This window comes from Aurantiacibacter atlanticus (assembly GCF_001077815.2).
In the GTDB taxonomy this organism is placed as follows: Bacteria; Pseudomonadota; Alphaproteobacteria; order Sphingomonadales; family Sphingomonadaceae; genus Alteraurantiacibacter; species Alteraurantiacibacter atlanticus.
This window is the reverse complement of sequence record NZ_CP011310.1, coordinates 2,099,811-2,125,358: the sequence shown is the minus strand read 5'-3', so window position 1 is coordinate 2,125,358 and position 25,548 is coordinate 2,099,811. Positions and strand designations below refer to the sequence as shown.

Annotated in this window: 26 protein-coding genes and 1 tRNA gene; 14 read left to right on the top strand and 13 right to left on the bottom strand. The window is 57.0% G+C overall.

Features of this window, described 5'->3' with window-relative positions; all coding sequences use genetic code 11:
• Nucleotides 1–3: 3 nt before the first annotated feature.
• Genes CP97_RS10250 through CP97_RS10230 form a run of 5 tightly spaced genes read left to right on the top strand, consistent with a single transcriptional unit; the run spans nucleotide 4 to nucleotide 3,837 of the window.
• Nucleotides 4–894, top strand: coding sequence for an STAS domain-containing protein (locus tag CP97_RS10250; protein WP_048885862.1), 891 nt, complete (start codon nucleotides 4–6; stop codon nucleotides 892–894).
• Nucleotides 891–1,271, top strand: coding sequence for an STAS domain-containing protein (locus tag CP97_RS10245; RefSeq protein WP_048885861.1), 381 nt, complete (start codon nucleotides 891–893; stop codon nucleotides 1,269–1,271). Before CP97_RS10250 ends, CP97_RS10245 begins: the two co-directional genes overlap by 4 nt.
• Entirely contained in the window at nucleotides 1,249–1,668 is a 420-nt protein-coding gene (locus CP97_RS10240; protein WP_048885860.1) for an ATP-binding protein, read from the top strand. The genes CP97_RS10245 and CP97_RS10240 overlap by 23 nt, the downstream gene beginning before the upstream one ends.
• A gap of 32 nt (nucleotides 1,669–1,700) precedes the next feature.
• Nucleotides 1,701–2,666 (top strand): SpoIIE family protein phosphatase, encoded by a 966-nt coding sequence (locus CP97_RS10235; RefSeq protein ID WP_161485454.1) that lies wholly within the window; start codon nucleotides 1,701–1,703, stop codon nucleotides 2,664–2,666.
• Between the two features lies 1 nt (nucleotide 2,667).
• Nucleotides 2,668–3,837 carry an ATP-binding protein gene (locus CP97_RS10230; protein ID WP_048885858.1) on the top strand — a complete coding sequence of 390 codons (1,170 nt, stop codon included), beginning with the start codon at nucleotides 2,668–2,670 and terminating at the stop codon, nucleotides 3,835–3,837.
• 54 nt (nucleotides 3,838–3,891) lie between these two features.
• Here the strand turns inward: CP97_RS10230 and CP97_RS10225 are convergent, their stop codons facing one another.
• The 7 genes from CP97_RS10225 to CP97_RS10195 all read right to left on the bottom strand — a co-directional run bounded on the left by CP97_RS10225 (nucleotide 3,892) and on the right by CP97_RS10195 (nucleotide 11,310).
• Nucleotides 3,892–5,310, bottom strand: coding sequence for a helix-turn-helix domain-containing protein (locus CP97_RS10225; RefSeq protein ID WP_048885857.1), 1,419 nt, complete (start codon nucleotides 5,308–5,310; stop codon nucleotides 3,892–3,894).
• A gap of 112 nt (nucleotides 5,311–5,422) precedes the next feature.
• Nucleotides 5,423–5,498: transfer RNA gene (locus CP97_RS10220), tRNA-Lys, on the bottom strand.
• Nucleotides 5,499–5,630: 132 nt separating this feature from the next.
• Nucleotides 5,631–6,749, bottom strand: coding sequence for a rod shape-determining protein RodA (rodA, locus tag CP97_RS10215; RefSeq protein WP_048885856.1), 1,119 nt, complete (start codon nucleotides 6,747–6,749; stop codon nucleotides 5,631–5,633).
• A complete protein-coding gene (gene mrdA, locus CP97_RS10210; RefSeq protein WP_048885855.1) occupies nucleotides 6,746–8,773 on the bottom strand; it encodes a penicillin-binding protein 2 in 2,028 nt (675 codons plus the stop codon). The genes rodA and mrdA overlap by 4 nt, the downstream gene beginning before the upstream one ends.
• Nucleotides 8,774–8,777: 4 nt before the next feature.
• Nucleotides 8,778–9,332 carry a rod shape-determining protein MreD gene (mreD, locus tag CP97_RS10205; protein WP_048885854.1) on the bottom strand — a complete coding sequence of 185 codons (555 nt, stop codon included), beginning with the start codon at nucleotides 9,330–9,332 and terminating at the stop codon, nucleotides 8,778–8,780.
• Nucleotides 9,332–10,231, bottom strand: a complete 900-nt coding sequence (mreC, locus tag CP97_RS10200; protein WP_048885853.1) for a rod shape-determining protein MreC — start codon at nucleotides 10,229–10,231, stop codon at nucleotides 9,332–9,334. Before mreC ends, mreD begins: the two co-directional genes overlap by 1 nt.
• 32 nt (nucleotides 10,232–10,263) lie before the next feature.
• Complete coding sequence (locus CP97_RS10195) at nucleotides 10,264–11,310, bottom strand: rod shape-determining protein (RefSeq protein ID WP_048885852.1); 1,047 nt, start codon at nucleotides 11,308–11,310, stop codon at nucleotides 10,264–10,266.
• 184 nt (nucleotides 11,311–11,494) lie between these two features.
• On the opposite strand from CP97_RS10195, the gene mutL reads away from it, so the two are divergent.
• Both mutL and CP97_RS10185 read left to right on the top strand, forming a co-directional pair.
• Nucleotides 11,495–13,336 (top strand): DNA mismatch repair endonuclease MutL, encoded by a 1,842-nt coding sequence (mutL, locus tag CP97_RS10190; protein WP_048885851.1) that lies wholly within the window; start codon nucleotides 11,495–11,497, stop codon nucleotides 13,334–13,336.
• A 2-nt stretch (nucleotides 13,337–13,338) separates the two neighbouring features.
• A complete protein-coding gene (locus tag CP97_RS10185) occupies nucleotides 13,339–13,842 on the top strand; it encodes a hypothetical protein (protein WP_063612417.1) in 504 nt (167 codons plus the stop codon).
• Nucleotides 13,843–13,883: 41 nt separating this feature from the next.
• Here CP97_RS10185 and CP97_RS10180 read toward each other — a convergent pair whose 3' ends face one another.
• From CP97_RS10180 to CP97_RS10165, 4 genes are all read right to left on the bottom strand, one after another.
• Complete coding sequence (locus CP97_RS10180) at nucleotides 13,884–14,666, bottom strand: MauE/DoxX family redox-associated membrane protein (RefSeq protein WP_048885849.1); 783 nt, start codon at nucleotides 14,664–14,666, stop codon at nucleotides 13,884–13,886.
• Entirely contained in the window at nucleotides 14,663–15,463 is an 801-nt protein-coding gene (locus CP97_RS10175) for a DUF1206 domain-containing protein (protein ID WP_048885848.1), read from the bottom strand. The genes CP97_RS10180 and CP97_RS10175 overlap by 4 nt, the downstream gene beginning before the upstream one ends.
• A gap of 78 nt (nucleotides 15,464–15,541) precedes the next feature.
• Entirely contained in the window at nucleotides 15,542–16,264 is a 723-nt protein-coding gene (locus CP97_RS10170; RefSeq protein WP_227819577.1) for an NYN domain-containing protein, read from the bottom strand.
• 38 nt (nucleotides 16,265–16,302) lie between these two features.
• Nucleotides 16,303–16,938 (bottom strand): carbonic anhydrase, encoded by a 636-nt coding sequence (locus tag CP97_RS10165; RefSeq protein ID WP_048885846.1) that lies wholly within the window; start codon nucleotides 16,936–16,938, stop codon nucleotides 16,303–16,305.
• A gap of 94 nt (nucleotides 16,939–17,032) precedes the next feature.
• On the opposite strand from CP97_RS10165, the gene lipA reads away from it, so the two are divergent.
• Both lipA and CP97_RS10155 read left to right on the top strand, forming a co-directional pair.
• A complete protein-coding gene (gene lipA / locus CP97_RS10160; protein WP_048885845.1) occupies nucleotides 17,033–17,974 on the top strand; it encodes a lipoyl synthase in 942 nt (313 codons plus the stop codon).
• On the top strand, nucleotides 17,974–18,435 hold the full coding sequence (locus CP97_RS10155; RefSeq protein ID WP_048885844.1) for a type II toxin-antitoxin system RatA family toxin: 462 nt from the start codon (nucleotides 17,974–17,976) through the stop codon (nucleotides 18,433–18,435). The genes lipA and CP97_RS10155 overlap by 1 nt, the downstream gene beginning before the upstream one ends.
• Here CP97_RS10155 and CP97_RS10150 read toward each other — a convergent pair.
• On the bottom strand, nucleotides 18,396–18,899 hold the full coding sequence (locus tag CP97_RS10150) for a CinA family protein (RefSeq protein WP_048885843.1): 504 nt from the start codon (nucleotides 18,897–18,899) through the stop codon (nucleotides 18,396–18,398). The genes CP97_RS10155 and CP97_RS10150 overlap by 40 nt on opposite strands.
• Nucleotides 18,900–18,905: 6 nt before the next feature.
• The gene (locus CP97_RS10145) at nucleotides 18,906–20,084 is read right to left on the bottom strand and encodes a bifunctional 2-C-methyl-D-erythritol 4-phosphate cytidylyltransferase/2-C-methyl-D-erythritol 2,4-cyclodiphosphate synthase (protein WP_048885842.1); all 1,179 of its coding nucleotides are present in this window, start codon (nucleotides 20,082–20,084) and stop codon (nucleotides 18,906–18,908) included.
• 113 nt (nucleotides 20,085–20,197) lie between these two features.
• On the opposite strand from CP97_RS10145, the gene CP97_RS10140 reads away from it, so the two are divergent.
• From CP97_RS10140 to CP97_RS10120, 5 genes are all read left to right on the top strand, one after another.
• Nucleotides 20,198–21,175, top strand: coding sequence for an IS1595 family transposase (locus tag CP97_RS10140; protein WP_048885841.1), 978 nt, complete (start codon nucleotides 20,198–20,200; stop codon nucleotides 21,173–21,175).
• Between the two features lie 163 nt (nucleotides 21,176–21,338).
• On the top strand, nucleotides 21,339–21,860 hold the full coding sequence (locus CP97_RS10135; RefSeq protein WP_048885840.1) for a hypothetical protein: 522 nt from the start codon (nucleotides 21,339–21,341) through the stop codon (nucleotides 21,858–21,860).
• A gap of 138 nt (nucleotides 21,861–21,998) precedes the next feature.
• Nucleotides 21,999–23,021, top strand: coding sequence for a tRNA dihydrouridine synthase DusB (gene dusB, locus CP97_RS10130; RefSeq protein ID WP_048885839.1), 1,023 nt, complete (start codon nucleotides 21,999–22,001; stop codon nucleotides 23,019–23,021).
• Nucleotides 23,018–24,088, top strand: a complete 1,071-nt coding sequence (locus CP97_RS10125; RefSeq protein ID WP_227819576.1) for a two-component system sensor histidine kinase NtrB — start codon at nucleotides 23,018–23,020, stop codon at nucleotides 24,086–24,088. Before dusB ends, CP97_RS10125 begins: the two co-directional genes overlap by 4 nt.
• A 21-nt stretch (nucleotides 24,089–24,109) precedes the next feature.
• Nucleotides 24,110–25,528, top strand: a complete 1,419-nt coding sequence (locus CP97_RS10120) for a sigma 54-interacting transcriptional regulator (protein ID WP_048885838.1) — start codon at nucleotides 24,110–24,112, stop codon at nucleotides 25,526–25,528.
• Nucleotides 25,529–25,548: the final 20 nt, after the last annotated feature.

Here is a 25,548-nt window from a genome sequence, read left to right as displayed (position 1 = left end):
GGAATGACCAACGGAATATTAGAAGCGACGCTGGAAGTCCTGAAAGAGGACGTTCAGGGCATACTTCACGAATGGATCGAGCAGGCGGATGAAGACGGTGCCAAACGGGCGGATCTGTTCTCCGAAAAAGAAGAGCGTGACCAGGCTGCCAGCCTTCTGCGAGCGTTCCGGGTCGGCGTGCGCGATACTTCGCGTGGTGGCGAGTTTGTCCTCAAGGATGAGCATTGGGCAGATTTGCGCGGCATCCTTTCCGAAATTACTCATGAACGGGTAGAGCGCGGCGTGTTGCCGGGCGAAATGGCGGCGCTGATACTTGCCCTGAAGGTTCCGCTTTTTTCCCGGCTGAAGGAAAAGCTCTCGGATTCTCCTGATCTTCTGATCGACGAAGTCATACTGTTGTCCAAGGCGATTGACGCATTTGCCATCTACACGAACGAGGTGTTCATTGCGGAGCGCGAACAGATCATTGAGCGCCAGCGTGATGAGATGCTGGAACTTTCAACACCGGTGGTTGAACTGTGGGACAAGGTGCTGACCTTGCCCCTTATCGGTACGCTCGACAGTCTGCGTGCGCAGGAAGTGATGGAAAGCCTGCTCCAGGCTATTGTGGAGCGTCAGGCCGAAGTTGTGATCGTTGATATTACCGGCGTGAAGACGGTTGATACCCAGGTCGCCCAACACCTGCTGCGCACTGCCGCTGCGGTGCGCCTGATGGGTGCGACTTGCATCATCAGTGGCATCAGCCCCAAGATCGCGCAAACCATGGTTGAACTCGGTGTCGATGTTGGCGAAGTGCTCACGCGGTCTTCGATCAAGAGCGCTTTGACAGATGCGTTGACCTCTGTCGGTGTCGCAATCCGCGCGATCGATGACAATGGGACGCGCAAGCCGTGAATGCCGCGGCGATCTATGCTGTCGAGGGCGTCCTGCTGGTTTCGATAACGGCGGACATCACCGATTCCGATATCATCGAACTGCAGGAAGTGCTTTCTTCGAAGATCGCGGAAAACGAGACGCGCGGTGTTGTCGTGGACATTTCCGCCTTGGAAATCGTCGATACATTCGTTGGCCGCGTGCTGGCGCAATTGACGGCGATTGCTCGCCTGCTCGATGCTGAAACCTATGTCGTCGGAATGCGACCTGCCGTTGCAATGACATTGGTTGAGCTTGGCATGTATCTCCCTGAAAACCATACCGCCCTGACCCTGGATCACGCGTTGGCCAAGATGCGCAAGGCGGGCATGGCCAATGGCATTCGACGGGGCGAGTAAAGTAACAGAGATCGCCTTGCGGACTGACCGTGACATTGCTCGCGCCCGCGGACGGGTCAGCGAATTGATGAAGGCGAAAGGCGCGCGCGACATATTTCTCACGCGTTTTGTCACGGCTGTCAGCGAAATTACGCGAAATGCACTTACCCACGGGGGCGGAGGCCGGCTGGTGATTTATGAATTCGCCGATGGTGGCCGGATCGGCGTAGAATGCAGCGACACTGGATCGGGAATCGCAGACATAGGTGCCGCGCTGGCGGATGGCTTTTCAACCCGCAAAGGCAATATGGGCAGGGGATTAGGCGGAGCAAAACGCCTGTCTCAGGAGTTCATGATTGAAAGCACGGTCGGAAAAGGAACGATCGTTCGCATGATTGGAGTCTGCAGATCACGATGATTGGTTGGTTGAAAGTTGAAGAAAGCAGTGCCGTGGCAGAAGCCCGGCGGCGCACAAGACGTACTGCGAATGCGCTTGGTTTTGATGCGAATGAAGTCGAACATGCGGCGATCGTTGCAACCGAGATTGCCCAGAATGTCATCCGCCATGGCCGGGGCGGACGGATGCTGGTCGAAGTGTTCGGTGCCGCAGCGAAAGAACGGTTGCAGATCCTTGGTATCGACAGTGGGCCGGGCATAGAGCGGCTTGACCGCATGCTGAAGGATGGTGAAACATCTTCAACGTCGCTCGGCACCGGCCTTGGAGCGATTCATCGTCTGTGTGATCGAATGGACGTGGAGACGGGCAGCAGCGGGACCGTAATCAGCGCCGAATTCCGACGATGTAAGGCCAGCCCAGGCGAAGCCATCGACCATTCTGGATTCCGCCTTGCCTATCCCGGAGAGAGGCGCTGCGGCGATGCGATTGCTGTACGATCCATAGGGGATGAGTGCGTCTATTTCCTCTGCGATGGCCTGGGACATGGCGCCAAGGCAGCGGATGCTGCAGATAAGGCCCGGCAGGCGTTCTTGCAGGCCAGCCAGAGCGATCCCGGCGAACTGCTTTCGCAGATCGCGGAAACATTGGCTGGCACTCGCGGGGCGGTGGGAGCGATAGTTGCCTTGGACCGAGCCAAGGGTGAATTGCGCCATGCCGGCATTGGCAACATCAGCACGATCATAGTCGAAAACAACAAGATCCACCGCATCTCGGCGCGTGACGGCTTGCTGGGAGGCAGGCCCACGACGCCGCCTGTCGAGACGGTGAAACTGAACCATGGCGCGGTGCTTGTCATGCATTCCGACGGTCTTTCCACACTGCGCGGCATCGAAAGGCAGTCTTCGCTGTTCCAACGAAGCGCACCTGTAATCGCCGGCAAATTGCTCGGTCGAGAAAGTCTGAAACGTGACGATGCAAGCATCCTAGTTGCACGCATGAATGCAGCAAGGTCGCTCTGACATGGACATCATTACAGTCAGGATCGGGGCCGAGGCAGATGTGCCAAGGGTGCGTCAGGTGAGCGACACAATTGCGCAGGCGTTTGGCCTAGAAAGTTTCGCCAAGACGCGCATGATCACAGCAATTCTGGAAATTACCCGTAACGCATTGCAACATGGTGGAGGCGGAAAGGTACATTTCCACGCGAAGGCCGATAGTGCGAGTTCATGGCTGATCGTGCGGGTCAAGGACCAGGGCGGGGGCCTTCCCGCAGAAATGCAGTTTGTGAAGGAACGCCGCCCGTTCAAGGCATCGCGCAATCCTTCATCGGGCATGGGGCTGGGTCTTTCGGGCGTACAAAGGCTTGCCGACACGTTTGACCTGCAATCTTCCAGCGAAGGCACTTGCGCGGAGCTCGGCTTCGCCATCGCCGCCAATCCCAAAACCATTCCTGCTCTTGTCGAAGAGGCCGGACTGAAACTCGGGGAATTGAGCGATACCGATCCCATTTCTGAGTTATCCCGCCAGAATCGCGAACTGGCAGAGGCTATGGCAGAACGTGAATTGCTGATCGATGAGGTGCACCACCGAACCGGGAATAATCTGGCGCTGATCATCAGCTTCATCCAGCTAAGCAAGCGCAATACACAGCTTGCCGAAACGCGCGAGGCGATGGCTCAACTGGAGGCGCGCGTGCATTCAGTGGCAAAGGTCCATCAAGAATTGCAAAGGGCGCATCTGGGCGAAAAAGTTACGCTCATCCCCCTGCTCGAAAATGTCGCAAGACATGCGCAGGACGCATTCTCCAACCCGGAGCTCGACATCGTGATATCCGTTTTTGGTGATCCGGTGGTCGTGCAGGGGGCAGCTGCGGTAGATCTCGGCCTGATCGTCAACGAGCTTATCACCAATGCCTATAAACATGCCTTCAATGGGCTGAAGGAAGGCCGCGTCGATGTCAGTTTTGAACGGTCGCTGGATAGCAAGGAAGATGGTCCGCGCTGGGAACTGAAGGTGGCTGATAATGGCATCGGCATGCCGGAAGGTGTAAAACGAGAGCGTTCCAACTCGCTAGGCTGGCGCATGATCAGGGCTATGTCTGCGCGACATTCCGGTGAAATCGCCACGGTTGGTGGCGATGGTTTTGCCACTACGATCACATTTCCAGAGGATTTCGCAAATCTTGCCTAAGGCGCGATTGCGCTTTTCGGACGGTGAATGATTACTGGCCCACCAGCAGACATCTCAATCAACCCGACGCATGGAATAAGGGACGATCCCCCTGTCAAACAGATCGACTTCGATCTGTTGATCGCTTGGTGGATAGGCACGCTGGTCGCAATCCGTCCGTGGGCAGATGCGGCAGGAGACACCAATCCGGGCAGCAGCATTGTCTGAATTCAGATTGATGGAATCGGCGTAGATGAATTCGCTGGCATGCTGGATTTCGCAGCCAAGCGCGACGGCATATCGTCTTGGGCTTCGGTCAAAACCACCCGACGGTTTGACCAGGCCCTTGGCCATGAAAACATAGCGGACCCCGTCGGGCGTTTCTGCAAATTGCACGAGGACACGGTCGGGAATGGCGACGGCCTCATGCACGATCCAGAGCGGACATGCGCCTCCGAAGCGGGCAAATTGGAGCCGCGTCGCACTGTGTCTCTTTGTGATGTTTCCCGCCATATCCACTCGGCAGAAGAACACAGGTAATCCCCTGGAGCTTTCTCTTTGCAGCGATGAAAGTCTGTGACAAGCTTGCTCGAAGCTGGTTCGATACAACAGGGCCAACCGATCGACGTCATGCCTTTCGCGGCGAGCAGACTGGCGAAAATGCTCATATGGCATGAGGACCGCTCCGGCGGCGTAATTGGCGAGGCCAACCTTGAGAAGTTCGCGCGCCGCCGCAGATTTGAGCTCAGCATATTCCGCAATCTGGGCAATAGTCTCGCCAAGTGACATGACGGCGACGTGATAGGCCAATTGGAACCGGATGCCCGTCGGCGGTTGTCCGGCATCAATCCGCAGTATTCGTTCAGCCTCATCAAACTGCCGGAGCTGGTTTGATCGTTCGAAAATCACCGTGATACGGTGCTTTTCGGCAAGGTGCACACGCAGGGCAGCCCCGGTCAAATGGCCCTGTTCATCGCTCATCGAAAGCGCGAGGTTTTCCGCTAGCCGGTCCAGCAAATCGACATAATTGTTGGAAAGGTGGAACCAGTCCCTCACCTCTTCCCAGGGCAGGGGCGATCCTGATGCATTGTCCGCCGAAATTGCATCGTCTGCCATTTCCAGCTGTTGGGTACTGCGACGATAGAGTTCGTGGAGTTCGACAAAGCGTTTGGCAAATACCGGCTGTTGTTCCGCAAGCCTGACAAGCGCTTCGGGGCTGAAAGGTTCATTGAAAATCGGATCGCCCAACGCTTCTCTCAGGGCGACAGTCAATTGTTCGGTGTCATCAACGGCGATATCCTGCCAATCGATCGGAAACAGACTGGCGAGGCGTTCTGCCAATTGGGCCGTCAACGGCCTGTCGTCATGTTCCAGCTGGCTGAGATAGGATGAACTGATCGCCAGCCGTTTTGCCATCTCGGCTTGCCGGAGCCCCCTGTCTTCACGGATCTTACGCAGCTTCTCGCCCGCAAAAAGTCTTCGCCGATTACCCATGTAAAGGAGGAATAGTTTGCAAATTCGTAGTTAGCAAATTTGCAAGGCTCGCTGGAGGCACAATGTAGAGTCAGACCATTCGACCTGCGCGCCTAGGAGATGAAAGGAGAAATGGTGGACGCACTTGGGCTCGAACCAAGGACCCGCTGATTAAGAGTCAGCTGCTCTACCAACTGAGCTATGCGTCCATATCTGAACCCGCTTACGCGGGTCCTCAATTACGTGCAGATCGGCCAAGGCGATTCGCGCGAAGGCGTCCGTATAGCGAGTTCGTGCAGCGGTTAAAGGGGCGATTGCATCGGAGCTGCAAAATTCTCGAATTAAAGGCTCGTCCGAACGCTCTGCCGATTCCAGCGCTCCACCATCATCAGGCCGCCCACGCAGAGCATATTGGTCATCATCGAGGATCCACCATGGCTCATGAAAGGCAGCGGAATACCCACGACCGGAGCCATGCCCATAACCATCAGGAGATTGACCGCGACATAGAAGAAGATCGTTGCCGTCAGCCCTCCGGCGAACAGGCGCGAAAACCGATCGTTCGCTTCGCGCGCCACGATCAATCCCCACCGCAGGACGATGCCAAAAACCAGAAGCACCAGCAGGCCGCCGAGCAAGCCCCATTCCTCTGCCATGGTGGCAAAGACGAAATCGGTGTGCGGTTCGGGCAGGTAATTGAGCTGGCTTTGCGATCCTTCACCAAAGCCCTTGCCCAGGATTCCGCCTGAACCGATGGCAATCTTGGACTGGGTGATGTGATATCCGGTGCCAAGCGGATCACTCTCAGGATCCAGGAAGGTCAGGACGCGCTGCTGCTGATATGGCTGGAGGGCGAAGAAAAAGGCGATAGGTGCAGCGACAACAGCGGCAATTCCTCCGCCGATGAACCATTTCTGCGGGATTCCTGCGAGAAACATCACCACGATGCCGCCGAAGACGATGGCCAGCGCGGTTCCAAGGTCTGGTTGCAGCAGGACAAATCCTGTTGGCAGGGCGATCAGCCCGAGTGGTGTGAGGAGGGCACGCCATGTGCCAATCATGCCGACGGGTAGCGCATGGAAAAATGCGGCCAAGATCAGAACGATGCCCGGCTTCATGATCTCGGATGGCTGCAGCCGCATGAAGCCCAGTTCCAGCCAGCGTTGGCTACCGCCGCCAATCTGGCCCATGACCTCCACTGCGACCAGAAGCAGCAGCACGACTACATAACCGGGAATGGCCGCCAGCCGCGCCCAGTCCTGCGGAAAGTAGGAAATGACCAACGCCACCATCAGGAACAGGCCGTATCGCACGAGATGGGATCCGGCATAGGGGCTCATCGAACCGCCAGCCGCTGAATGGAGTACCGCCGCCCCGAAGGCGACCAGCACCGTCAGGGGAATTACGACTCGCCATGGAAATTCTGCCAGGGGAGCGGGCAGGGTAATCGCGCCCCTCATGTCGCTACCTCGCTGGATCGAGGATTGGCTTCTTCGCGCGGGACAAATGCATCGGTATCGGCCCGCACCGGTTCGATAACAGCGGCCCGCGCTTCTGCATCGACCTGCTGAGCCAAAGTCATAGGGGCAGGGACGGGGGGCAGATCTACTCCCGCGGCCGCGGCATAGGCCGCATACTGCCTATCGAGCCTTTGCTGCGCAGTTCCGCCCCATTGTGCTTCCAGGGCATGCAATGCATCCAGCCCCTTTTGCGGATCGAAAAGGAAGGTCATCACATCACGCGCAACCGGATATGCCGCGCCCGATCCGCCGCCGTGCTCGATCACCACTGCACCTGCGTAGCGCGGATTATCGAATGGGGCGAAAAAGATGAACAGGCCGTGGTCACGATATTTCCACGGGCCCGATTTACCGTCCGACAGATTGAGGCCGACAACCTGCGCAGTGCCGGTCTTTCCTGCCATGAGCACGTCATCAATTGGAAGACGCGCGCGCCCAGCAGTACCCGGCCCGTTGACCACATCACTCATCGCCTGACGAATGTAAGCCTTGTATTCCGCGCTCACGTCCATGGATTCAAAGCGCGGCGCCGTGTCTGTAAGGCGTAAACGCGGCACCACAATATCGGATGTTGCCAGACGTGACGCCATGACCGCCAATTGCAGCGGGCTGGCGAGCATATAACCCTGGCCAATGGTGGCATTAACTGTGTCGAATGCCTGCCATTCCCGACCGTATTTCTCCTCTTTCCAGTCAGGATCGGGCACAGTGCCATAAAACTGGCTGACCACAGGCAGATCGAACTCCTGCTGCATGCCGTAACGCCGACAGGTTTCCGCGATTGGCCACATGCCGGTGCGCTGCGCCATCGCGTAGAAATAAACGTCGCAGCTCTGGTAAATACCCTTGGCGAGATTGACGCTGCCGTGTCCGCTTCGCTTCCAGCAACGGAACACTCGATTACCCACACGAAGGCCACCGCCACAAAACACTGTTTCTTCAGGATCTATCCCGGCGCCCATCAACGCCATGCCCACGGTCGGTTTGACAGTCGATCCGGGCGGATAGAGTCCCTGCAAAACCTTGTTGCGCAGCGGCACGCGCTCATTCTCACTGAGCATGGAGTATTCGAGCCGACCGATGCCATTTGAAAAGCTGTTGGGATCGAAGCTGGGCATGGAGGCCATGCAAAGAAGATCACCTGTGAGGCAATCCATCACGACGACGGAGCCGGATTCCAGCCCCAATCGCCGCGCAGCGTAATCCTGCAGTGGCCCGTCAATCGTCAGGCGCACGGGGTTTCCCTGCACGTCCTCTCGGGTTTCGAGGTCGCGCACAATCCGTCCAGCGGCGGTAACCTCTACCCGGCGCGCGCCGGGTACGCCGCGCAGGATCTGTTCGAATTGCTGCTCCAGCCCGTCCTTGCCCATCTTGAAGCCCGGGGTCAGAAGCAGTGGCTGCGGCTCCAGCTCATATTCCTCGCGACTGGGCGCACCGACATATCCGATAAGATGGCCGACAGATGCAGCAGTAGGGTAATAGCGCGAAAAACCTCGCTGGGGAACGACGCCGGGCAGTTCCGGCAGGCGCACGCTGACAGCGGCAAATTTGTCAAAGGACAGGCCGCTGGCAACAGCCACTGCAGCAAAGCCGCGGCTGTCCTGAAGCCTTTCCATTAGATCGACTTTTTCGACCTCGGTAAAATCGAGCAACTCACCAAGCAAATTAACGGTGTGCTCGGGATCGTGGAGACGTTCAGGTATGATATCGACGCGGAAATCTGCGCGGTTGGAGGCGAGGGGCGATCCGTTGCGATCAAGGATCCAGCCACGCCGTGGCGGTATCAGGGTAAGGTTCACCCGATTGCTTTCCGCCTCCATCTCGTATTTTTCATTCTCGGCAACTGCGATATAGCCCATGCGGGCTGCCAGCAGACAACCAATACCGCCCTGCACAGCGCCCACCACGAAGCTGCGGCGGTCAAAGGTCTGCTTCAGGGAGTTGGAGGTTAGTTTCGGTGCCATCTATCTAGCCGAATCTACGAACGCGCTTCAGCCGGAAACGATCAAGCAGCGAAACCAGCTGCGCTACAAGCGGGAAAATCAGGATAGACAAGGCTAGCTGCGGCAAGATGAGAGTAAACTGAACCAGCGACAAAGATGCGCCGGAAAATATTGCCGCCAGCGCAAGATATAAAGCCAGGAATATCGAAGCTACACCCCAGTCCTGCCAAAAGCCGCGCCAGGGAAATCGCATCTCGATCAAGTCGATTGCAATCATGGTGAGTGAAAACAGCAGCGCGCCGGATCCTAGTGGCTGGCCTGAAAACATGTCATCGAACAGGCCGATCGGCAATCCGGCCCATAAGGGGAGAATTCCCGGGCGCAACACGCGCCAGCCCAGCAGGAACATATAGCCCAGCGGTGGGACGAGAGGGGCAGATGCAATGATCGGCAGAAGGGGCGACATGCAAGCCAGCAGGATAATCGCCCATGGAACCCCGTGGGATAGCACGGGGGAATGGTCCCGATTTATCTTGCTGCCGAACTGATCGCGCCGTGCGCTGGGGTTCAACTGTTCCATCAATCGTCTTCGACAGGCTGTTCGGTTCGCAGCGGGGCCTGTGAGGCGGTGATCGCCTCAGGCTCAAAGAAAGGATGGACAACGACATAGTCCGTAGCCGCCGGGTTGCTGAGCAGGCTGGCGATGGCGCCATCATCGGTAATCCGCGTAACCATCGCCACGGCTACGCCCGGAGTGAAAAGTCCCCCCGCGCCCGAGGTCACGAATATATCGCCTTCTTTGAGCGGATTGATACCGAGATTGATAAGACGGATGCGCAAACTGCCGTCTGCGCGTCCTTCGGCAAATGCGACCACGTCATCCGTTGCGCGGCGAACGGGCACGATGCTTTCAGGATCCGTCAGCAGGAGGACGCGCGAGGTCGAGCGGCCTGTTTCAAGTATTCGGCCAACCAGGCCCATTGGTGACGTTACCGGCATACCCACTTCAACGCCGTCATTGCGACCGGCAGAAAGATAACCAAACCGACGCAAGCTGGAAGAACTGGACCCGATTAATCGCCCCACGGCAATGGGTTCGTTCTCGTCCTCTTTCAGGCCGAGCACAGCTTTCAACCGTGCATTTTCCTGTTCGAGAGCTGCCGCCTCTGCCAGCCTGACGCGTGCAATGGCGATTTCCTGCTCCAGCTCAGCGTTTTTGGAGCCAGCCTGATAGTAACCGGCAATGGCTTCAAAGAAGCTGCGTGACCCCGAACGGCCCACGGCGCCAGCTTCCCCTATGGGATAAGCGGCATCGGTGGCCATGCTACGCAGGCCGTAAAAGGCATCTGGCCGCAAAAGCGAGACGAGAAGCAGAAGCGCGCCGATAACAGCGCCCGCGCTGGCAAACACATAGCCGGCAAAGCGGCCAAGCTGTGCCTTCTTGTTCGAACCGGTTGTTTGCGCCGAAGGCGGTGCCATTGCGGCCCGCTCCCCCAATAGGTGTTAAGCGATTACGCCGTCATCAAGACGCCGCGATAGATCGGGTCTTCCATGGCCTTGCCGGTGCCGAGCGCCACGCAAGTCAATGGATCTTCAGCAATGCTGACAGGCAGGCCGGTCTCTTCCCTGATGTGATCGTCCAGCCCGCGGATCAGCGCGCCACCACCGGTGAGCACAATGCCCTGGTCGACGATATCGGCAGCGAGTTCTGGTGCGGTATTTTCCAGTGCAATGCGGACACCTTCGACAATGGCACCGATGGGTTCCGAAAGGGCTTCTGCTACATGAGCCTGATTGATGGTGATTTCCTTGGGCACACCATTAACAAGATCACGCCCCTTGATCACGATGGTTTCGCCCACGCCATCATCCGGCACGGTTGCGACGCCGTAATCCTTTTTGATCCGCTCCGCCGTCGCTTCACCGATCAGCAAATTGTGATGACGGCGAACGTAGGAGACGATCGCCTCATCCATCTTGTCACCGCCGGTGCGAACCGATGTCGTGTAAGCAAGGCCGCGCAGAGAGAGCACGGCGACTTCGGTCGTGCCGCCGCCGATGTCGACAACCATTGAACCGACCGGCTCTGTCACGGGCATATCTGCACCGATGGCAGCGGCCATAGGTTCAAGGATAAGGAAAACCTCCGAAGCGCCCGCATTACTGGCCGCATCGCGAATCGCGCGGCGTTCCACACTGGTCGATCCAGAGGGAACGCAGATCACGATTTCAGGATATCGCAACAGCGTGCGTTTGCCGTGCACCTTGCGGATGAAGTGCTTGATCATTTCTTCGGCGATTTCGATGTCTGCAATGACACCATCGCGCAAGGGACGGATCGCTTCGATGCTGTCAGGCGTTTTGCCCATCATCATCTTTGCATCTTCACCAACAGCCTTGACGCGTTTGATTCCATTGATCGTTTCAATGGCAACAACAGAAGGTTCGTTAAGGACGATTCCGCGATCCTGAACATAGACCAGGGTGTTTGCCGTCCCCAGATCGATGGCCATATTCTGCGAGCCGAATTTGAAGAGATTGGAAAAAAAAGAGCTCATCGAGAAATCCGTAGTCTGAATGGTCGCCGGGACAGCATAGAGCGAGGTATGGGAAGCCTGCGCATCGCGAAGTGCAACGCCCTTAACGCGGGATGACAGGAAACGCCAAAATTTTTGTCGACAAGCGCATAGTTTTACCCCGCTTCGCCTCGAAAAAGCATCCAGTCGTCTATACAGTCGTCAAATGCCGCAAATTCGTCGCCTTCCAGAAACGCTCGTAAACCGTATTGCCGCAGGCGAAGTTGTCGAACGTCCGGCTTCCGCCTTGAAGGAATTAGTGGAAAACGCCATCGATTCCGGAGCACGGCGGATAAGCATTGCCATCACTGAGGGGGGGCTGGGTTCAATCGAGGTCACAGACGATGGTTGTGGCATGTCGCCTGACGAAATGGCGCTGGCGCTGGAACGTCATGCTACATCCAAGTTGAGCGATGAAGCGATAGAGCAGGTGGCAACGCTCGGATTTCGCGGAGAGGCGCTGCCTTCCATTGCCAGCGTTGCGAAACTAAGCCTTGAAAGCCGGCCCCGCGAAAGTGACGAAGGCTGGCAGCGCGTGGTCAATCACGGCGCTCTGACGGCTGAAGGCCCCGCTGCACTTCCGCCAGGCACGCGAGTCAGAGTGGAGCAACTCTTCGAAAAAATCCCCGCAAGGCGAAAATTCCTGCGAACCGCGCGTAGTGAATATGCTGCCTGCTATGACGTGGTCCGGCGCCTTGCAATGGCGCGGCCCGATCTCGCTTTTACCTTCGAACATGGTGAGCGCCGGATATTTGCCGTGCAGCAGGGGCAGGAGGTGCCGGCACGCGTGGCGCAGATCGTTGCGCGCGAATTGGCGAACAATGCCGTCCAGATCGACGTGGAGCGGCCAAGTGGTGAGGGCGTGATGCGTCTCACCGGCATCGCAGGCCTGCCCACTTACAATCGCGGCGTTGCCGATCATCAATATCTGTTCGTCAATGGTCGCCCAGTCAAAGACAGGTTGCTGTCAGGGGCGGTGCGCGGTGCCTATGCGGATATGCTGGCGCGGGATCGGCACGCAGTGCTGGCGCTGTTTCTTGAAATTCCGTTCGCCGATGTGGATGTGAATGTGCATCCTGCCAAGACCGAAGTGCGCTTTCGTGACGCGGCGGGCGTGCGCGGTTTCATCGTCAGCGGACTGCGGCAGGCGCTTTCCACCGGTGACAGACGAAGCGCACAAGCACCCGACAGTGGCGCAATGGGGCGCTGGCAGGCAGAACCCTTTTCCGATGAGCAGTCGCCTGCGCTGCGCTCTATTTTTTCCGGCCGCGACTGGACTTCACCGTCGCAGGCGCGCGTCGCCGAAGCGGGCGTTACATGGCAGGCAATGGGTGATCCGAGGGCCAACGATGGTTCTGCCGGTGTCGATGCTCTGCCGCAGGGAAGGGCACATGCTGCGCAAGACCTGCCCGAGCGAATCGCAGATTATCCCCTCGGTATAGCGCGAGGGCAGGTCGCAAAGACCTATATCGTGGCCGAGGCTGCTGACGGACTGGTTCTGGTAGATCAACACGCAGCCCATGAACGCATTGTGCTCGAACGGCTACGTGCCGCAGGCGCGGGTGACAAGGTTGCGGCAAGCCAGGCCATGCTGATGCCCGAGGTCGTAGAGCTGGATGAACCTTCCTGTGACCGGCTGGAGGAGCAGGCTGAACATTTTGCAGAACTGGGCCTGCTGATAGAACGCTTCGGTCCTGATGCCATGCTGGTGCGTGCCTTGCCCGGGGTGCTCGGCAAAGCAGAACCACAGGCGCTCTTGCGCGATCTGGCAGACGATATCGCCAATCATGGTGCATCACTATTGTTGAGCGAGAAAATAGAACATGTGCTTGCCACGATGGCCTGTCACGGGTCCGTTCGCGCAGGTCGAACCTTGGAAGTTGCGGAAATGAATGCTCTTTTGCGTGAAATGGAGTCGACCCCGCGCTCAGGACAGTGCAATCATGGTCGTCCGACATGGGTAAAATTATCTATGGATGATGTTGAAAAATTGTTCGGGAGGCATTGATCGTGCGCAAGTTCACACCGCTTTTGATAGTGGCGCTGGCACTGGGCGCCTGTTCGGAAGCGGCTTCCGAAACGGAAATGCAGGCAGAAAATGCCGCAATGGCTGATCGCGTGCGCGAGGCGAATGAAGCAGGGTTGCCGTTGCGCGAAGTAGTGCCTGAAGCGATTACTTATCCGGATATCGAGTCCCACGATCTGCTCGGCCGCGCGTGCTCCTATGCGCCAGGCACCAGCATGGGAGTGAGGGTGATCGCCCGCGAAGTGGATGCCTATATGAAAATCGATGGCGAAATGGTGCGGTTTGCTGCCGATCCCGGTTCACGCGAATTGCCTGCCAATTCACGCACCTTATATAACAGTCGGCAATATGCGCTGCGCCTTGCAATCGACGAAAAAATCCCGGGTGATGAGACTGAAGATACAATGTATGGCGGCACAATGTGGCTGTATGACCAGCTAGATCGCGTGGTGTACACCGGCAGCGGGACGGTGAGCTGCGGCGGATAATCAATTGCGGTAACTCTGATTACCGTAGCTTTGGCTTTCCTCTAGACCGTTACCATTCTTATGATCATCCAGACCGCCATACCGACCATCGCGAGGTTTTCTGACAGTGAGACGAAACCGAGTGGAACATTGGAACTGCTTCCGACACAGGCGCATTTGATCTCACGCTTCTGAATATAGACCGCGTAGAACACGCTGACCGCACCAATTGTTCCGATAGTCAAAGCCACGGGGATTGAAAGCCAGGGAAGGATGCGCCCGGCCATCAAGATCGCTGCAAGTGCCTCCAGATAGGGATAGAGATAGGCGTAAGGCACCCATTTCCGCGCCAGCATATCATATCCAAGAAACATCGATGAGAATGTCTCGACGTCCTGCAATTTCAGCATTGCTAGCATCGCCATGGAAAATGCGATGAACCATTCGCCTGCGCGGATGGTCAATGGGGTGCCAAACGACCACAGGCTGAGTGACAGCGCCAGACCGAGTGCCACGGCAAAAACGGCCAGAACGGGCCTATAGCTTGTCTCATCCTTTTTCGGGACGGGTTTACCGAAATGGGCACGCAGATCATCATATCCACCAATGCGCACCCCGCCGATAAAGGTCTGGGGAGTTGTCTTGACGTCATGCGCCTGTTTGAAACTGTCAGTTTCCTCTCGCGTGGTCAGATGGATGTCTTCAACTGTGAAGCCATTGCTTTCGAGAAGATATTTGGACTTCACGCCATAGGGGCAGATGTGATCTTCCATCATCATCCGATAAAGACGCGCGGCCTTCTGCCCATGCGCTTTTTTCACGTTGAGGTCTGGTTGATCGTTCATGCCCTGAACTGCGGAACTTTGCCGTCCGCCCCTAAATCAGGAATGATCCGATATTGCGCCAGCACCAGGCTGAAGAGGCCGAAGAGCAACAAGCCAATGGCCGTCAATGTAAAAACCGGCCCCTGACCCGCCAGGCTGGCCACCGCGTCACCCAGTGTTTTCACCTGCTGGGCACCACCCGACATGAAACCTGCCTTGAAAAGCGACCAGCCGATTACGCCATAGACCACACCGCGCGCGCAATAGCCGATAGCGCCGAGCCAGCGCGTTGCATCAGGTGCAGCAGCCGAAATGCGGTGCATGAATTCGCCTGAAATGCCTTTCTTGATCTGGAATATGGCTGTGATGAAGAACGCCAGGCCCAAGATACCGAGAGCAACGCCACCAAAATCTACAGATAACACGCCCGCCGCCGCACTTTGCGCACCACCGTCTCCAGAACTGCCTTCGCTGCTGGCGAATTTATAAGCCGACCATGCGAGCGCAAGGTGGCCAATTCCGCTGCCAGCGTGACCGATGCGCTTGGCCCAGCCTTTGGTATCGCTGCCGTTGTTCTCAATATCAAAAGCGGTCGAGGCGAAGCGAAAAAGGGCGTAGGCGAAAAGGCCTATTACCATGATCCAGAGAATGACTGTCCCAGCGGGGAAATCTTCAATAGCAAGAAAAATGCCATCGGTGCCCTGACTGATCTTTTGGGCGCTGGTGAGCGCTATAAGCCCCAGCATAGCGTAAAGGATGGCGCGGCTAAAATAGCCAACACGCACCAACCAATCAAATTTTTCAGATTTGTCGACCATTCAAAGCTCCCCGATTTTTTGTTCAAGGCAGCAACGAATCAGCTCGGCTATTGTGCCCGAAGGGCGTGCAGGGGATACCTATCGCAAGCGTCTGACATATAATTGTTTGTCGTCACGCCGCTCCATCTTGAAGTTGTCGCTGGCGGCGCGCATCAGGTCTGACAGGCGTTTGAAGCCGTAATTGCGGACATCAAAGCTGGATCGGTTGCCGGCAATCTGGCCCACTTCCTGAAGGCGGGCGAATCCTTCATCATCGCGGCTGGCTGCTTTCCACGCATCGCCGAGAAGGGCAATCAGCTCATCGTCCAGCGTATTATCCGGGCCCGGTTTCTCATCGGAAGAATTTGTGCGGATGAGCTGATCCACATCAATGTAGCGGGTGCAGGCTGTCTTGAACGCCTCTGGCGCCTTGTCCCTGCCGAACCCGTATACGATCATCCCGTCCTGCCGCAGGCGTGTAACCAGCGGTGTGAAATCGCTGTCCGAGCTCATGATACCGAAACCGTCCACCTTGCCTGCATTCAGCAGATCGATGGCATCGATAGCCATCGCGATATCGGTGGCATTCTTTCCTTTGGTAAGATCAAATTGCTGCATCGGCTGAAGGCCAAACCGATGGGTGATCTTGTTCCATTTGGACAGCGCGGGCTTGGCCCAATTGCCATAGGCGCGACGGATGTTGACCTGTCCCAGCTCTGCAAGAACAGTCAAAACCGGATCAATGCCCGCGTGGCTGGCATTATCCGCATCAATGAGGAGGGCGATATTCTTCAGGCTGGCTTCATGCATGAGTGAGGACATGGCAACCTGCATGGTCGAGTGCAATAGTCACCCGATCGCTATGCTGGGGCAAACTCTCCACTGTCTTCGTCGAGCAGGTGCAGCAATCCATCCGATATGGCGAAATAAGCTCCGCGCAAATCGAGTTCGCCTGATGCCTCCTTCTCCTGCACGCAGGGAAAAGTGCGCAAATTGGCCAGGCTCACCTTTACGGCAGCCAGTTCCATCGCACGCTCTGCCTCGCGGCCTGTGGTGCCCAGCGTTTTCGCAATGGGATCGCGCGTCGAATCGAGCATATCGATCCAGTGCGCCACAAACCCGCCTTCACCCGGCTTGGTGCCATGAAGATCCTGGGTCAACGCGGCCTTGCACCCGCCACACATGCCATGGCCCATGACCACAACTTCGCGGACCTTCAGGAATTGGACCGCAAATTCCAGAGCGGCTGACACACCATGGCGACCCGGCGTAGTCTCGAAAGGAGGCACCAGCGCCGCGACATTTCGAACCACGAATATCTCACCGGGATCGACGTCGAATATCTGCGCGGGATCAACGCGGCTGTCAGAACAGGCGATGACCATGACCTGTGGGGACTGGCCATCCTTCAACTGCTCCCACCGCTGGCGCTGTTCTTCCCAATCGCCACTGCGAAAACGGCTATAGCCCGCAACCATTTCTTTGAAGCTTTTCATGAAGAACACCGCTGCCGCGAAATTACGATTTTAGCAAGTCAGTTGGTTGCTACGGGTTGCTCGAGGCAGGGCGGGAGCCTAAGTGAGGCTCGCGATGAACGATCTTGCCAACACTCCATCTCCCGAAGGCGGAAGCCCGGCCCGCCAACGAAAGCCGGACTGGATCCGGGTGAAAGCTCCGACCGGCAAGGGCTATCATGAGACGCGCAAGCTTATGCGCGATCTTAACCTCAACACCGTTTGCGAGGAAGCTGCTTGCCCCAATATCGGGGAATGCTGGGAGAAAAAGCACGCGACCGTGATGATTTTGGGCGATGTGTGCACCCGCGCCTGCGCCTTCTGCAATGTCAAGACAGGCATGCCACGCATCGTCGACCCAATGGAGCCAGACAATACGGCTGTCGCCGCGGCCAAGATGGGGCTGGAGCACATCGTTATCACCAGCGTGGACCGCGATGATCTGCCCGATGGAGGCGCATCGCAATTCGTAAAAGTGATCAAGGCGCTGCGCCGCGAGACACCCAGGACGACAATCGAGATATTGACTCCCGATTTTCGCGGGAAAATGCGCCGGGCGGTAGAGGCGATCTGCGAAGCGGGGCCAGATGTCTACAACCACAACCTGGAAACGGTGCCGCGTCTTTATCCGACGATCCGGCCCGGTGCGCGCTATTACGCTTCACTTCGTTTGCTGGAAGAGGTGAAGCACCATGATCCGATGATCTTTACCAAGTCCGGCATCATGCTGGGATTGGGTGAGCAGCGACTGGAAGTGCATCAGGTGATGGATGACATGCGCTGCGCCGATGTGGATTTCATGACTATGGGGCAATATCTGCAACCCACGCCCAAGCACGCGATTGTCGAAGAATTCGTGACGCCCAAGGCATTTGGCGCTTATGGAGCGATTGCCCGCGCCAAGGGCTTTCTCCAGGTCGCCTCGACGCCGCTAACCAGGTCCAGCTATCATGCGGGCGATGATTTCGCGCAGATGCGCGCCGCGCGCGAAACAAGGCTGGCCAAGCAGAACGCCTGATGCCGTCGATACGTGAAACCCGTCAGCTTCCGTATAGCGCGGAGCAGATGTTCGACCTCGTTGCCGATGTCGACAAATACCCGGAATTCCTTCCGTGGGTCGTCGCAACGCGGGTGCGCCATGACAGCGAGACGGAGATGACGGCAGATATGCTGGTCGGCTTCAAGTCGCTGCGGGAAAAATTCACATCGAAGGTAGAGAAAACCCGCCCGCACACGATAAATGTGCATTATGTCGACGGCCCTTTGCGCGATCTCGACAATAACTGGACCTTCCGCGCCCTTGATGAAGATCGTTGCGAGATAGATTTTTGCGTCGATTTTGCTTTCAAGAACTTGCTGTTCGAGAAAATGGCGGGCCAATATATCGACCGCGCCTTTCGCAAGATGGTCACCGCATTCGAAGCGCGTGCCGAAGAACTCTACGGCAATAATAGCTCAAGCGCACAAAGCGTCGCCTGAAGCCGCACTCCGCACCGGTTTTCGCCGGCGAACAGACGCTCATCCGCATCAGGCTTTTCTTCTCCACGGATGGCCTTGGCAAAAACTACGGTGCCCAGCGGTTTCAGATCGGTTGCGCCATCAGGCCCCGCAATCCCGCTGACGGCAACGGCGACATCGGCTTCGCTTCGTTCCAGCGCGCCCTGTGTCATCGCAAAGCAGCAGGCAACCGAGACCGCGCCGAACGCGTCGAGAATATCCAGCGGCACGCCCAGATCTGACTGCTTCGCCTCATTCGAATAGGTGACATAGGCGCGATCAAGCACGGCAGAGCTGCCGGGAATTTCTGTGATGGCAGCTGCGACCAGCCCGCCGGTGCAGCTTTCGGCCAGCACGATTTTGCGGCCAATTGCAGCATTCTCTTCAACAACGCGCCTGGCCATTGCCACGATGTCATCAGGGAACAGTGATTGGATTGCTTGCATCGAGATTCAGCTCCGTTGAGTAATTGCGACAAGGCTGGCGATTGCCTGTGCGGCAATTCCTTCCGCGCGCCCGGTGAAACCCAGCCGTTCTGTCGTCGTCGCCTTGACGCTGACCGAGCTTATCGGAATGCCCAGCATACCCGCAAGGTTAGAACGCATGGCGTCACGATGTGGGCCGATTTTCGGCGCCTCGCAGATCAGGGTCAAGTCGACATTGCCGATCCGCCATCCCGCTTCGTCTGCCAGTTTGACCGCATGTTCGACAAAACGCGAAGATGGTGCGCCTTTCCACTGCTGATCGCTGGGCGGGAAGTGCTGGCCTATGTCGCCCTGCGCGATGGCGCCAAGGATAGCATCGACCACTGCATGTAATCCGACATCGGCATCGCTGTGACCGGAAAGGCCGGCGGGATGGTCAATCTGCACGCCGCACAGCCACATTTCCTCATCCGGTGCCAGTCGGTGAACATCATATCCGGTGCCAACTCTTAGCGGCAAGGGCTCGGCGGAATGTTCGATTGTGAAATCCTTCGCAAAAGTCAGCTTGTGCAAACGCTCGTCGCCGGGGACAAGGGCGACTTCGCCTCCAGCTGCGCGCAAGACCTGTGCGTCATCCCCTGCCTGGAGATCGCTCTGCCATTGATCATGCGCAGCGAGAATTGCCTTGAATCGGAACGCCTGCGGGGTCTGCACCCGGCGCATGGATTCGCGCTTTGCATCAGCGCCCATGTAGTCGCCATCCGCGATAATCATCGAATCGATCACTGGCAGAACGGGAATAGCTCCTTCGGCATCTTTCAACGCATCAATCAGTCGTGTGACCACCTCGCACGGGCAATCAGGGCGCGCCGCATCATGGATGAGGACGATGTCAAAATAATCTGTGTCAATTGAACGCAGACCATTCAGCACTGACTGCTGACGCGTCGACCCGCCGACTGTGATATGCGTGCGCTCAAGCCCCGATAGGCTCTTTTCTGCCAATTCCTCCCTACCGGCGGGTATCACAACACAGACAGAGCCAACCTCTGCCTTCAGCAAGGCAGCTGCCGCCTGTCTCACCACAGCTTGGCCGCGATATTGCGCGAATTGCTTGGGAAGTGATTGCCCGGCACGTTCACCTTTGCCAGCCGCCACGATGACGGCTGCAACGCGTGGATCAGGGGGGAGGGGTGGGAGCGACATATGGCAAAGCGCGCTACCTGCTTGAGGCGAAGCTCGCAATCCACTATGCGCCTGCCCATATTTTAGGCAATTGTATACTTGACAAAGCAGCGGTTGTCAGTCATTGATAATCCATGGAAAACGCAATCGACATTTTCGCCCCTCGCTTCCAAAACGAAGACGCATCCCGCGAGCATTTGGAAGCTCTGCACTGGCCGGAAGGCCCGACATGTCCGCACTGTGGCAGCGATAATGCAAAGCGACTCCCTCCTCAGAAGGGACGCAAGACGAAGGCGCACCCTGAAGGCACGATCCGTAAGGGCGTGATCCAGTGCAATGACTGTCGCCAGCAATACACCGTGACCGTTGGCACCGTTTTCGAACGCTCTAAGGTTCCCCTCAACAAGTGGCTGCTTGCCAACCACATGCTCTGCGCCTCGAAGAAAGGCATTAGCGGCCATCAGATGGCCCGTATGTTAGGTGTTACCTACAAAACCGCATGGTTCATGATGCATCGCATCCGTGAGGCCATGAAGGACGTAGATCAGTCTCCGATTGGCGGATTCGGTAAGTTTGTGGAGGCCGATGAAACCTACATCGGCGGCAAGCACAGCAACAAGAAGCACAAGCAGCGCAAGGTGAGCGGCAAAAACCTCTCACCCTTCCACGGCAAGCAACCTGTCGTCTCGCTGGTGGAGCGTGGCGGTAAGGTTCGCTCGTTCCATGTTGCCAAAGTCACTGGAGAAACCTTGCGCGGCGCACTCGTCGCTAACGTAGATCGTTATTCCTATCTCATGACTGACGAACACAGCGGTTACAGAAGCGTCGGCAAGGAGTTCGGCAAGCATAGCGTTGTGGTGCATTCGCGTGGCGAATACGTCCGTGGCGCTATCCATACCAACACTATTGAAGGATTCTTTTCCCTCCTGAAGCGCGGCATCATCGGCGTATATCACCATGTCAGTGAAGCGCACTTGCACCGTTACACCAGCGAGTTCGATTTCCGTTACAACACCCGCAAGCTCACTGACTTCGAACGTGCTGATGAAAGCCTGCTTGGCGCTATCGGCAAGCGCCTCATCTATCGGCGGACTAGTGAAAGCGCCGCCTAAGAAGGCCACATTTCCCAGAAAGATCGGGAAGCGCCGAAAACGTTATTTTGATTGAGACTCTTGCGGCTTGGCTTTGCTAGGCCGCTTTTTCTCGTCCTGCTTTGGCGGCGTATTCAGCATCCGCTTTAGCACGTTGTCTTCTCGTTTTTGATCGGTGTCTGTCATGCCTGAAAATAAAATCCAAGTTCCTGGTCGGGTGGCAGTAATTGCCAGCATCGGCGAGGTTTGTGTGCAGTGGGCTAGACTTGAGATGACACTACTTGGCCTGATTTGCACAGTCGATCCTACCGACATGGAAAAGGGACATATCATTTACGGCGGTCTGGATATACTCCCCAGAGCGACAATGGCGATCAACCTCGCTCGCCAAAACAACATTCACCCGTCAATTGCAAAGCGTATCGTCGAGGTCCGAAAAGCCCTTCAAAATGGCTTAGCAGACCGGAGGAATCAGGTGGTGCATGGAGCGCATCATGGCGAGGAAGGTGCCGAAACAACGCTAACAATGGTTCGTTGGAAGGGTGACAAAAAGCACAAAAGGCTCAGCGCCACTGAGATCGGACAGCTTGCTAGCGAAATTCATGAATTGGGTAACCAAGTCTGGTCAATCCTGAACGCTATTATTGAGCATGCTGCGCGAGATCATGTGCAAGAAGACCTCACTGACGCGCTCAGCAAGAGTTGAACCATCTCCTTCTTGGAACTCAGCAAGCGCAGAAACTCCGGCGTCAATCATCTCGGGCGTAATTTCGATCAAGGGGCGTGGCGGCGGTTGTTTTTCTAGCTTTGTCATCTATACCATGCCCATATTTTAGGCACAGGCATGGACACCACCCTTAATCCCACCCCACCGGCGATCACGCCCATCGATATCGGCCCCGTGCGGATCGATTGCCCCATCGTGCTCGCGCCGATGACGGGCGTGACGGACATGCCTTTCCGGCAATTGGTCCGGCGCTATGGTTCAGGCCTCAACGTGACCGAGATGATCGCGAGCGAGGCCGCCATCCGTGAAACACGACAGTCGATCCAGAAAGCCCGGTGGCACGAGAGCGAGGACCCTGTATCCATGCAGCTTGTTGGCTGCGATCCTGAAAGCATGGCAGATGCCGCGCGCCTGAGTGAAGATCAGGGCGCCGCTGTCATCGATATCAATTTCGGTTGTCCCGTGCGCAAGGTGGTGGGCCAATATGCTGGCAGCGCGTTGATGCGCGAGGTGCCGCTTGCGCGAAAATTGATGGAAGCGACGGTAAAGGCGGTGAAGGTACCTGTTACCGTAAAGATGCGAATGGGCTGGGACCATGCCAGCCTGAACGCCCCTGAAATGGCACATATTGCCGAGGATCTGGGCGTGAAGCTTGTCACCGTCCACGGACGCACGCGGAACCAGATGTACAAGGGCAGTGCTGACTGGTCCTTCGTCCGCAAGGTGAAGGACGCCGTATCGATCCCGGTTGTCGTAAACGGCGATATCTGCACAATCAGCGATGCCGCCACCGCGCTGGCCCAATCGGGTGCCGACGGGTTGATGATCGGACGCGGTGCCTATGGCAAACCGTGGCTGCTCGGTCAGGTCATGCATTGGTGGCGTACGGGCGAGAAACTGGAGAGTCCCGGTTTCGCCGAGCATTATCAAACACTAGTCGAACATTATAACGGCATGCTCGAACATTATGGCGAGGCTGTCGGCGTGAAGATCGCCCGCAAACATCTTGGCTGGTATACCAAGGGCATGCACGGCAGCGCGGATTTTCGTCACAAGGTCAATTTCATCGACGATGCCCGGCAGGTGTTGGGCGAGGTCGAACGTTTTTTTGATCCGTTTCTCAGGCGCTGCGCCGCGTGAGTGAAACGGGCCTGAAGGGCACCGTGCCAGGCTCCAAGGAGCAAATCGGAAGCTTCACCTTCGGAGTATTGCTACTATCTCCCGAGATGATCGTCACAGAGGTCAATCCCGCAGCCGAAGGTCTGCTTGGTATCAGCGCTTCTCGCCTGACTGGCCGCAACCTTCTCGACATTCTCGAAGTGCAGCAAGACCGCATCAGGCAAGTGCTGGGCGAGCCCGGTGCGCAGATGCTTGCGCGGGAAATTGATATCAAGGTCGGTGACAAGCGGCTGCGTGTAAATCTGAGCCTATCCTCGATTGGCACCTTCCCCGGCTGGCGGATGGTCACTCTGTCCGATGCCACGCAGGGAGAGAGGTTCGGGGAGCAGGAGCGGCGCCCTGCGCTCCGCGGTCCGGCGGTCCTGGCACATGAAATCAAGAACCCCTTGGCCGCCATTCGCGGAGCAGCACAATTGCTTTCGCGCAAGGCGGATGAGGGGCAGGGCAAGCTCACCCGCCTTATCACCGATGAAGTGGACCGCATCGCCCAGCTTATCGACCGGATGCAGCGATTGGGCAGAGAAAAGTCCGAACCGGTTAGTCCGGTAAATTTGCACGCGTCTATCCGCCGCGCGCTTGAGACGGTGAAGATTTCAGCAGATAACGGCGTTACATGGAGCGAGGAATTCGATCCATCGCTACCGCCAGTGCTCGCCAATCAGGGCGCGCTGGTGCAGGTGCTGGTCAATCTCATGATTAATGCCCGCGATGCCGCATCGGCCTCGGACGCGCCGCAGGTGGTCATTCGCACTCGTTTTGTCAGCGGGTTGGTCATGAATGTCATCCGTCTGGGGCTGCCGGTGCGGCTACCTATAGAGGTGCAGGTGAGTGACAATGGACCGGGCATCGATCCGGCTCTGCGTGATTATATTTTCGAACCATTCGTCTCCAGCAAATCCAATGGACAGGGCCTTGGGCTTGCACTTGTGCAGCGGTTGGTCCGCGACATGAATGGTCGTGTCAGCCATGAACGCGATGAGGCTGGTGGATGGACGCATTTTCGCATCCATCTCCTCATGTCGCGCTAAATCCGGAGGGAATAGACAATCATGGGCCGACAGGCACTCCTTGTAGAAGACGACAATGCCATCGCGACCGTCATTGTCGCCGGGCTCGAAGCTGAAGGGTTTGCCGTCGCGGTGCGCGACAGCGTAGCAGGCCGCGATCAGGCGCTGTCAGAAAGTGCCTATGATGTCATGCTGACCGATGTCATGCTGGCTGATGGCGACGGCATTGATACTTTGACACAGGTGCGCTCTGCCTTTCCCGAAATGCCTATCATCATTCTGTCGGCGCAGAACACGCTCGATACGGCTGTCCGAGCCACCGATGGGGGTGCATTCGAATATTTTCCCAAGCCTTTCGACCTTGATGAGGTCGTGCGGGCTGCTCGGCAGGCTGCAGAGACGCGAAGGTCAGCAGCGCTCGATTCTGATGAGCAACAGACGGGTCTGCCATTGATCGGGCGCAGCCAGCCGATGCAGGATGTGTATCGCCTGATAACGCGCGTCCTCAATAACAATCTCACCGTCCTTGTGCTGGGCGAAAGCGGCACGGGCAAGGAACTGGTAGCAGAGGCAATCCATGACCTTGGCAATCGCAAATCCGGACCTTTCGTCCCGGTCAACACGGCTGCCATTCCGAGAGAGCTTATCGAAAGCGAGTTATTCGGCCATGAGAAAGGCGCTTTTACAGGGGCCACCGCGCGAAATATTGGCAAATTTGAAGAAGCGAATGGAGGGACGCTGTTTCTCGATGAAATTGGCGACATGCCTGCAGAGGCGCAGACCCGGCTTCTCAGAGCGTTGCAGTCGGGCCGAATCAGGCGCGTTGGCGGGAATGAGGAAATCGATGTCGATGTACGGATTGTCGCGGCGACCAATCGAGATCTGGTGCCGCTGATATCATCCGGTGCTTTTCGCGAAGATCTCTATTACCGTCTCAACGTGGTGCCCATCAAGCTTCCCCCATTGCGCGAACGCAGGGATGATGTGGAGGCTCTCGCTCGACATTTTCTTCAAAAGGCTGCGCAGGATGGCCTGCCACGCCGCACCTTGTCCAAGGATGCTGCGCGACTTCTCGAGCAGCAAAGCTGGCGCGGCAATGTGCGCGAATTGCAAAATCTGGTTTACCGCGCGGCTTTGCTCGCCCGGAATGATACCATCGACGCTGAGACCATTGTTGGAGTGCTGGATGATAGCGCGAGTGATAGCGAACCATTTCATGGGGCAGGGCAGGGCAATATCGCGGGCATTGTCGCCCAGTGGCTGGAAACTCACAGCTTTCGCGATGGAGAACTCTACCACGCCGCACTTGGGGAGTTGGAAAAACCGGTGTTCCGCTACGCCTTGGAGCGCACCGCCGGGAATCAGCTGAAGGCGGCGCAATTGCTTGGCATCAATCGCAATACTTTGCGCAAACGGTTGCTGGAACTGGAAATCGATCCCGAAGAATTCACCCCGGGTTGATGTCATTCTGCCAGAAAAGC

Excerpts from the sequence above, each read along its gene's own strand:
- CP97_RS10120 (WP_048885838.1), top strand. The coding sequence starts at position 24,110 with ATGGGCCGACAGGCACTCCTTGTAGAAGACGACAATGCCATCGCGACC.
- CP97_RS10140 (WP_048885841.1), top strand. The coding sequence starts at position 20,198 with ATGGAAAACGCAATCGACATTTTCGCCCCTCGCTTCCAAAACGAAGAC.
- CP97_RS10170 (WP_227819577.1), bottom strand. The coding sequence starts at position 16,264 with ATGTCCTCACTCATGCATGAAGCCAGCCTGAAGAATATCGCCCTCCTC.
- CP97_RS10180 (WP_048885849.1), bottom strand. The coding sequence starts at position 14,666 with ATGAACGATCAACCAGACCTCAACGTGAAAAAAGCGCATGGGCAGAAG.
- mutL (WP_048885851.1), top strand. The coding sequence starts at position 11,495 with ATGCCGCAAATTCGTCGCCTTCCAGAAACGCTCGTAAACCGTATTGCC.
- CP97_RS10240 (WP_048885860.1), top strand. The coding sequence starts at position 1,249 with ATGGCATTCGACGGGGCGAGTAAAGTAACAGAGATCGCCTTGCGGACT.
- CP97_RS10145 (WP_048885842.1), bottom strand. The coding sequence starts at position 20,084 with ATGTCGCTCCCACCCCTCCCCCCTGATCCACGCGTTGCAGCCGTCATC.
- CP97_RS10225 (WP_048885857.1), bottom strand. The coding sequence starts at position 5,310 with ATGGGTAATCGGCGAAGACTTTTTGCGGGCGAGAAGCTGCGTAAGATC.
- mreC (WP_048885853.1), bottom strand. The coding sequence starts at position 10,231 with ATGGCACCGCCTTCGGCGCAAACAACCGGTTCGAACAAGAAGGCACAG.
- CP97_RS10150 (WP_048885843.1), bottom strand. The coding sequence starts at position 18,899 with ATGCAAGCAATCCAATCACTGTTCCCTGATGACATCGTGGCAATGGCC.
- CP97_RS10250 (WP_048885862.1), top strand. The coding sequence starts at position 4 with ATGACCAACGGAATATTAGAAGCGACGCTGGAAGTCCTGAAAGAGGAC.
- CP97_RS10230 (WP_048885858.1), top strand. The coding sequence starts at position 2,668 with ATGGACATCATTACAGTCAGGATCGGGGCCGAGGCAGATGTGCCAAGG.
- CP97_RS10135 (WP_048885840.1), top strand. The coding sequence starts at position 21,339 with ATGCCTGAAAATAAAATCCAAGTTCCTGGTCGGGTGGCAGTAATTGCC.
- mrdA (WP_048885855.1), bottom strand. The coding sequence starts at position 8,773 with ATGGCACCGAAACTAACCTCCAACTCCCTGAAGCAGACCTTTGACCGC.
- CP97_RS10175 (WP_048885848.1), bottom strand. The coding sequence starts at position 15,463 with ATGGTCGACAAATCTGAAAAATTTGATTGGTTGGTGCGTGTTGGCTAT.
- lipA (WP_048885845.1), top strand. The coding sequence starts at position 17,033 with ATGAACGATCTTGCCAACACTCCATCTCCCGAAGGCGGAAGCCCGGCC.
- CP97_RS10195 (WP_048885852.1), bottom strand. The coding sequence starts at position 11,310 with ATGAGCTCTTTTTTTTCCAATCTCTTCAAATTCGGCTCGCAGAATATG.
- rodA (WP_048885856.1), bottom strand. The coding sequence starts at position 6,749 with ATGAGGGGCGCGATTACCCTGCCCGCTCCCCTGGCAGAATTTCCATGG.
- CP97_RS10165 (WP_048885846.1), bottom strand. The coding sequence starts at position 16,938 with ATGAAAAGCTTCAAAGAAATGGTTGCGGGCTATAGCCGTTTTCGCAGT.
- mreD (WP_048885854.1), bottom strand. The coding sequence starts at position 9,332 with ATGGAACAGTTGAACCCCAGCGCACGGCGCGATCAGTTCGGCAGCAAG.
- CP97_RS10155 (WP_048885844.1), top strand. The coding sequence starts at position 17,974 with ATGCCGTCGATACGTGAAACCCGTCAGCTTCCGTATAGCGCGGAGCAG.
- dusB (WP_048885839.1), top strand. The coding sequence starts at position 21,999 with ATGGACACCACCCTTAATCCCACCCCACCGGCGATCACGCCCATCGAT.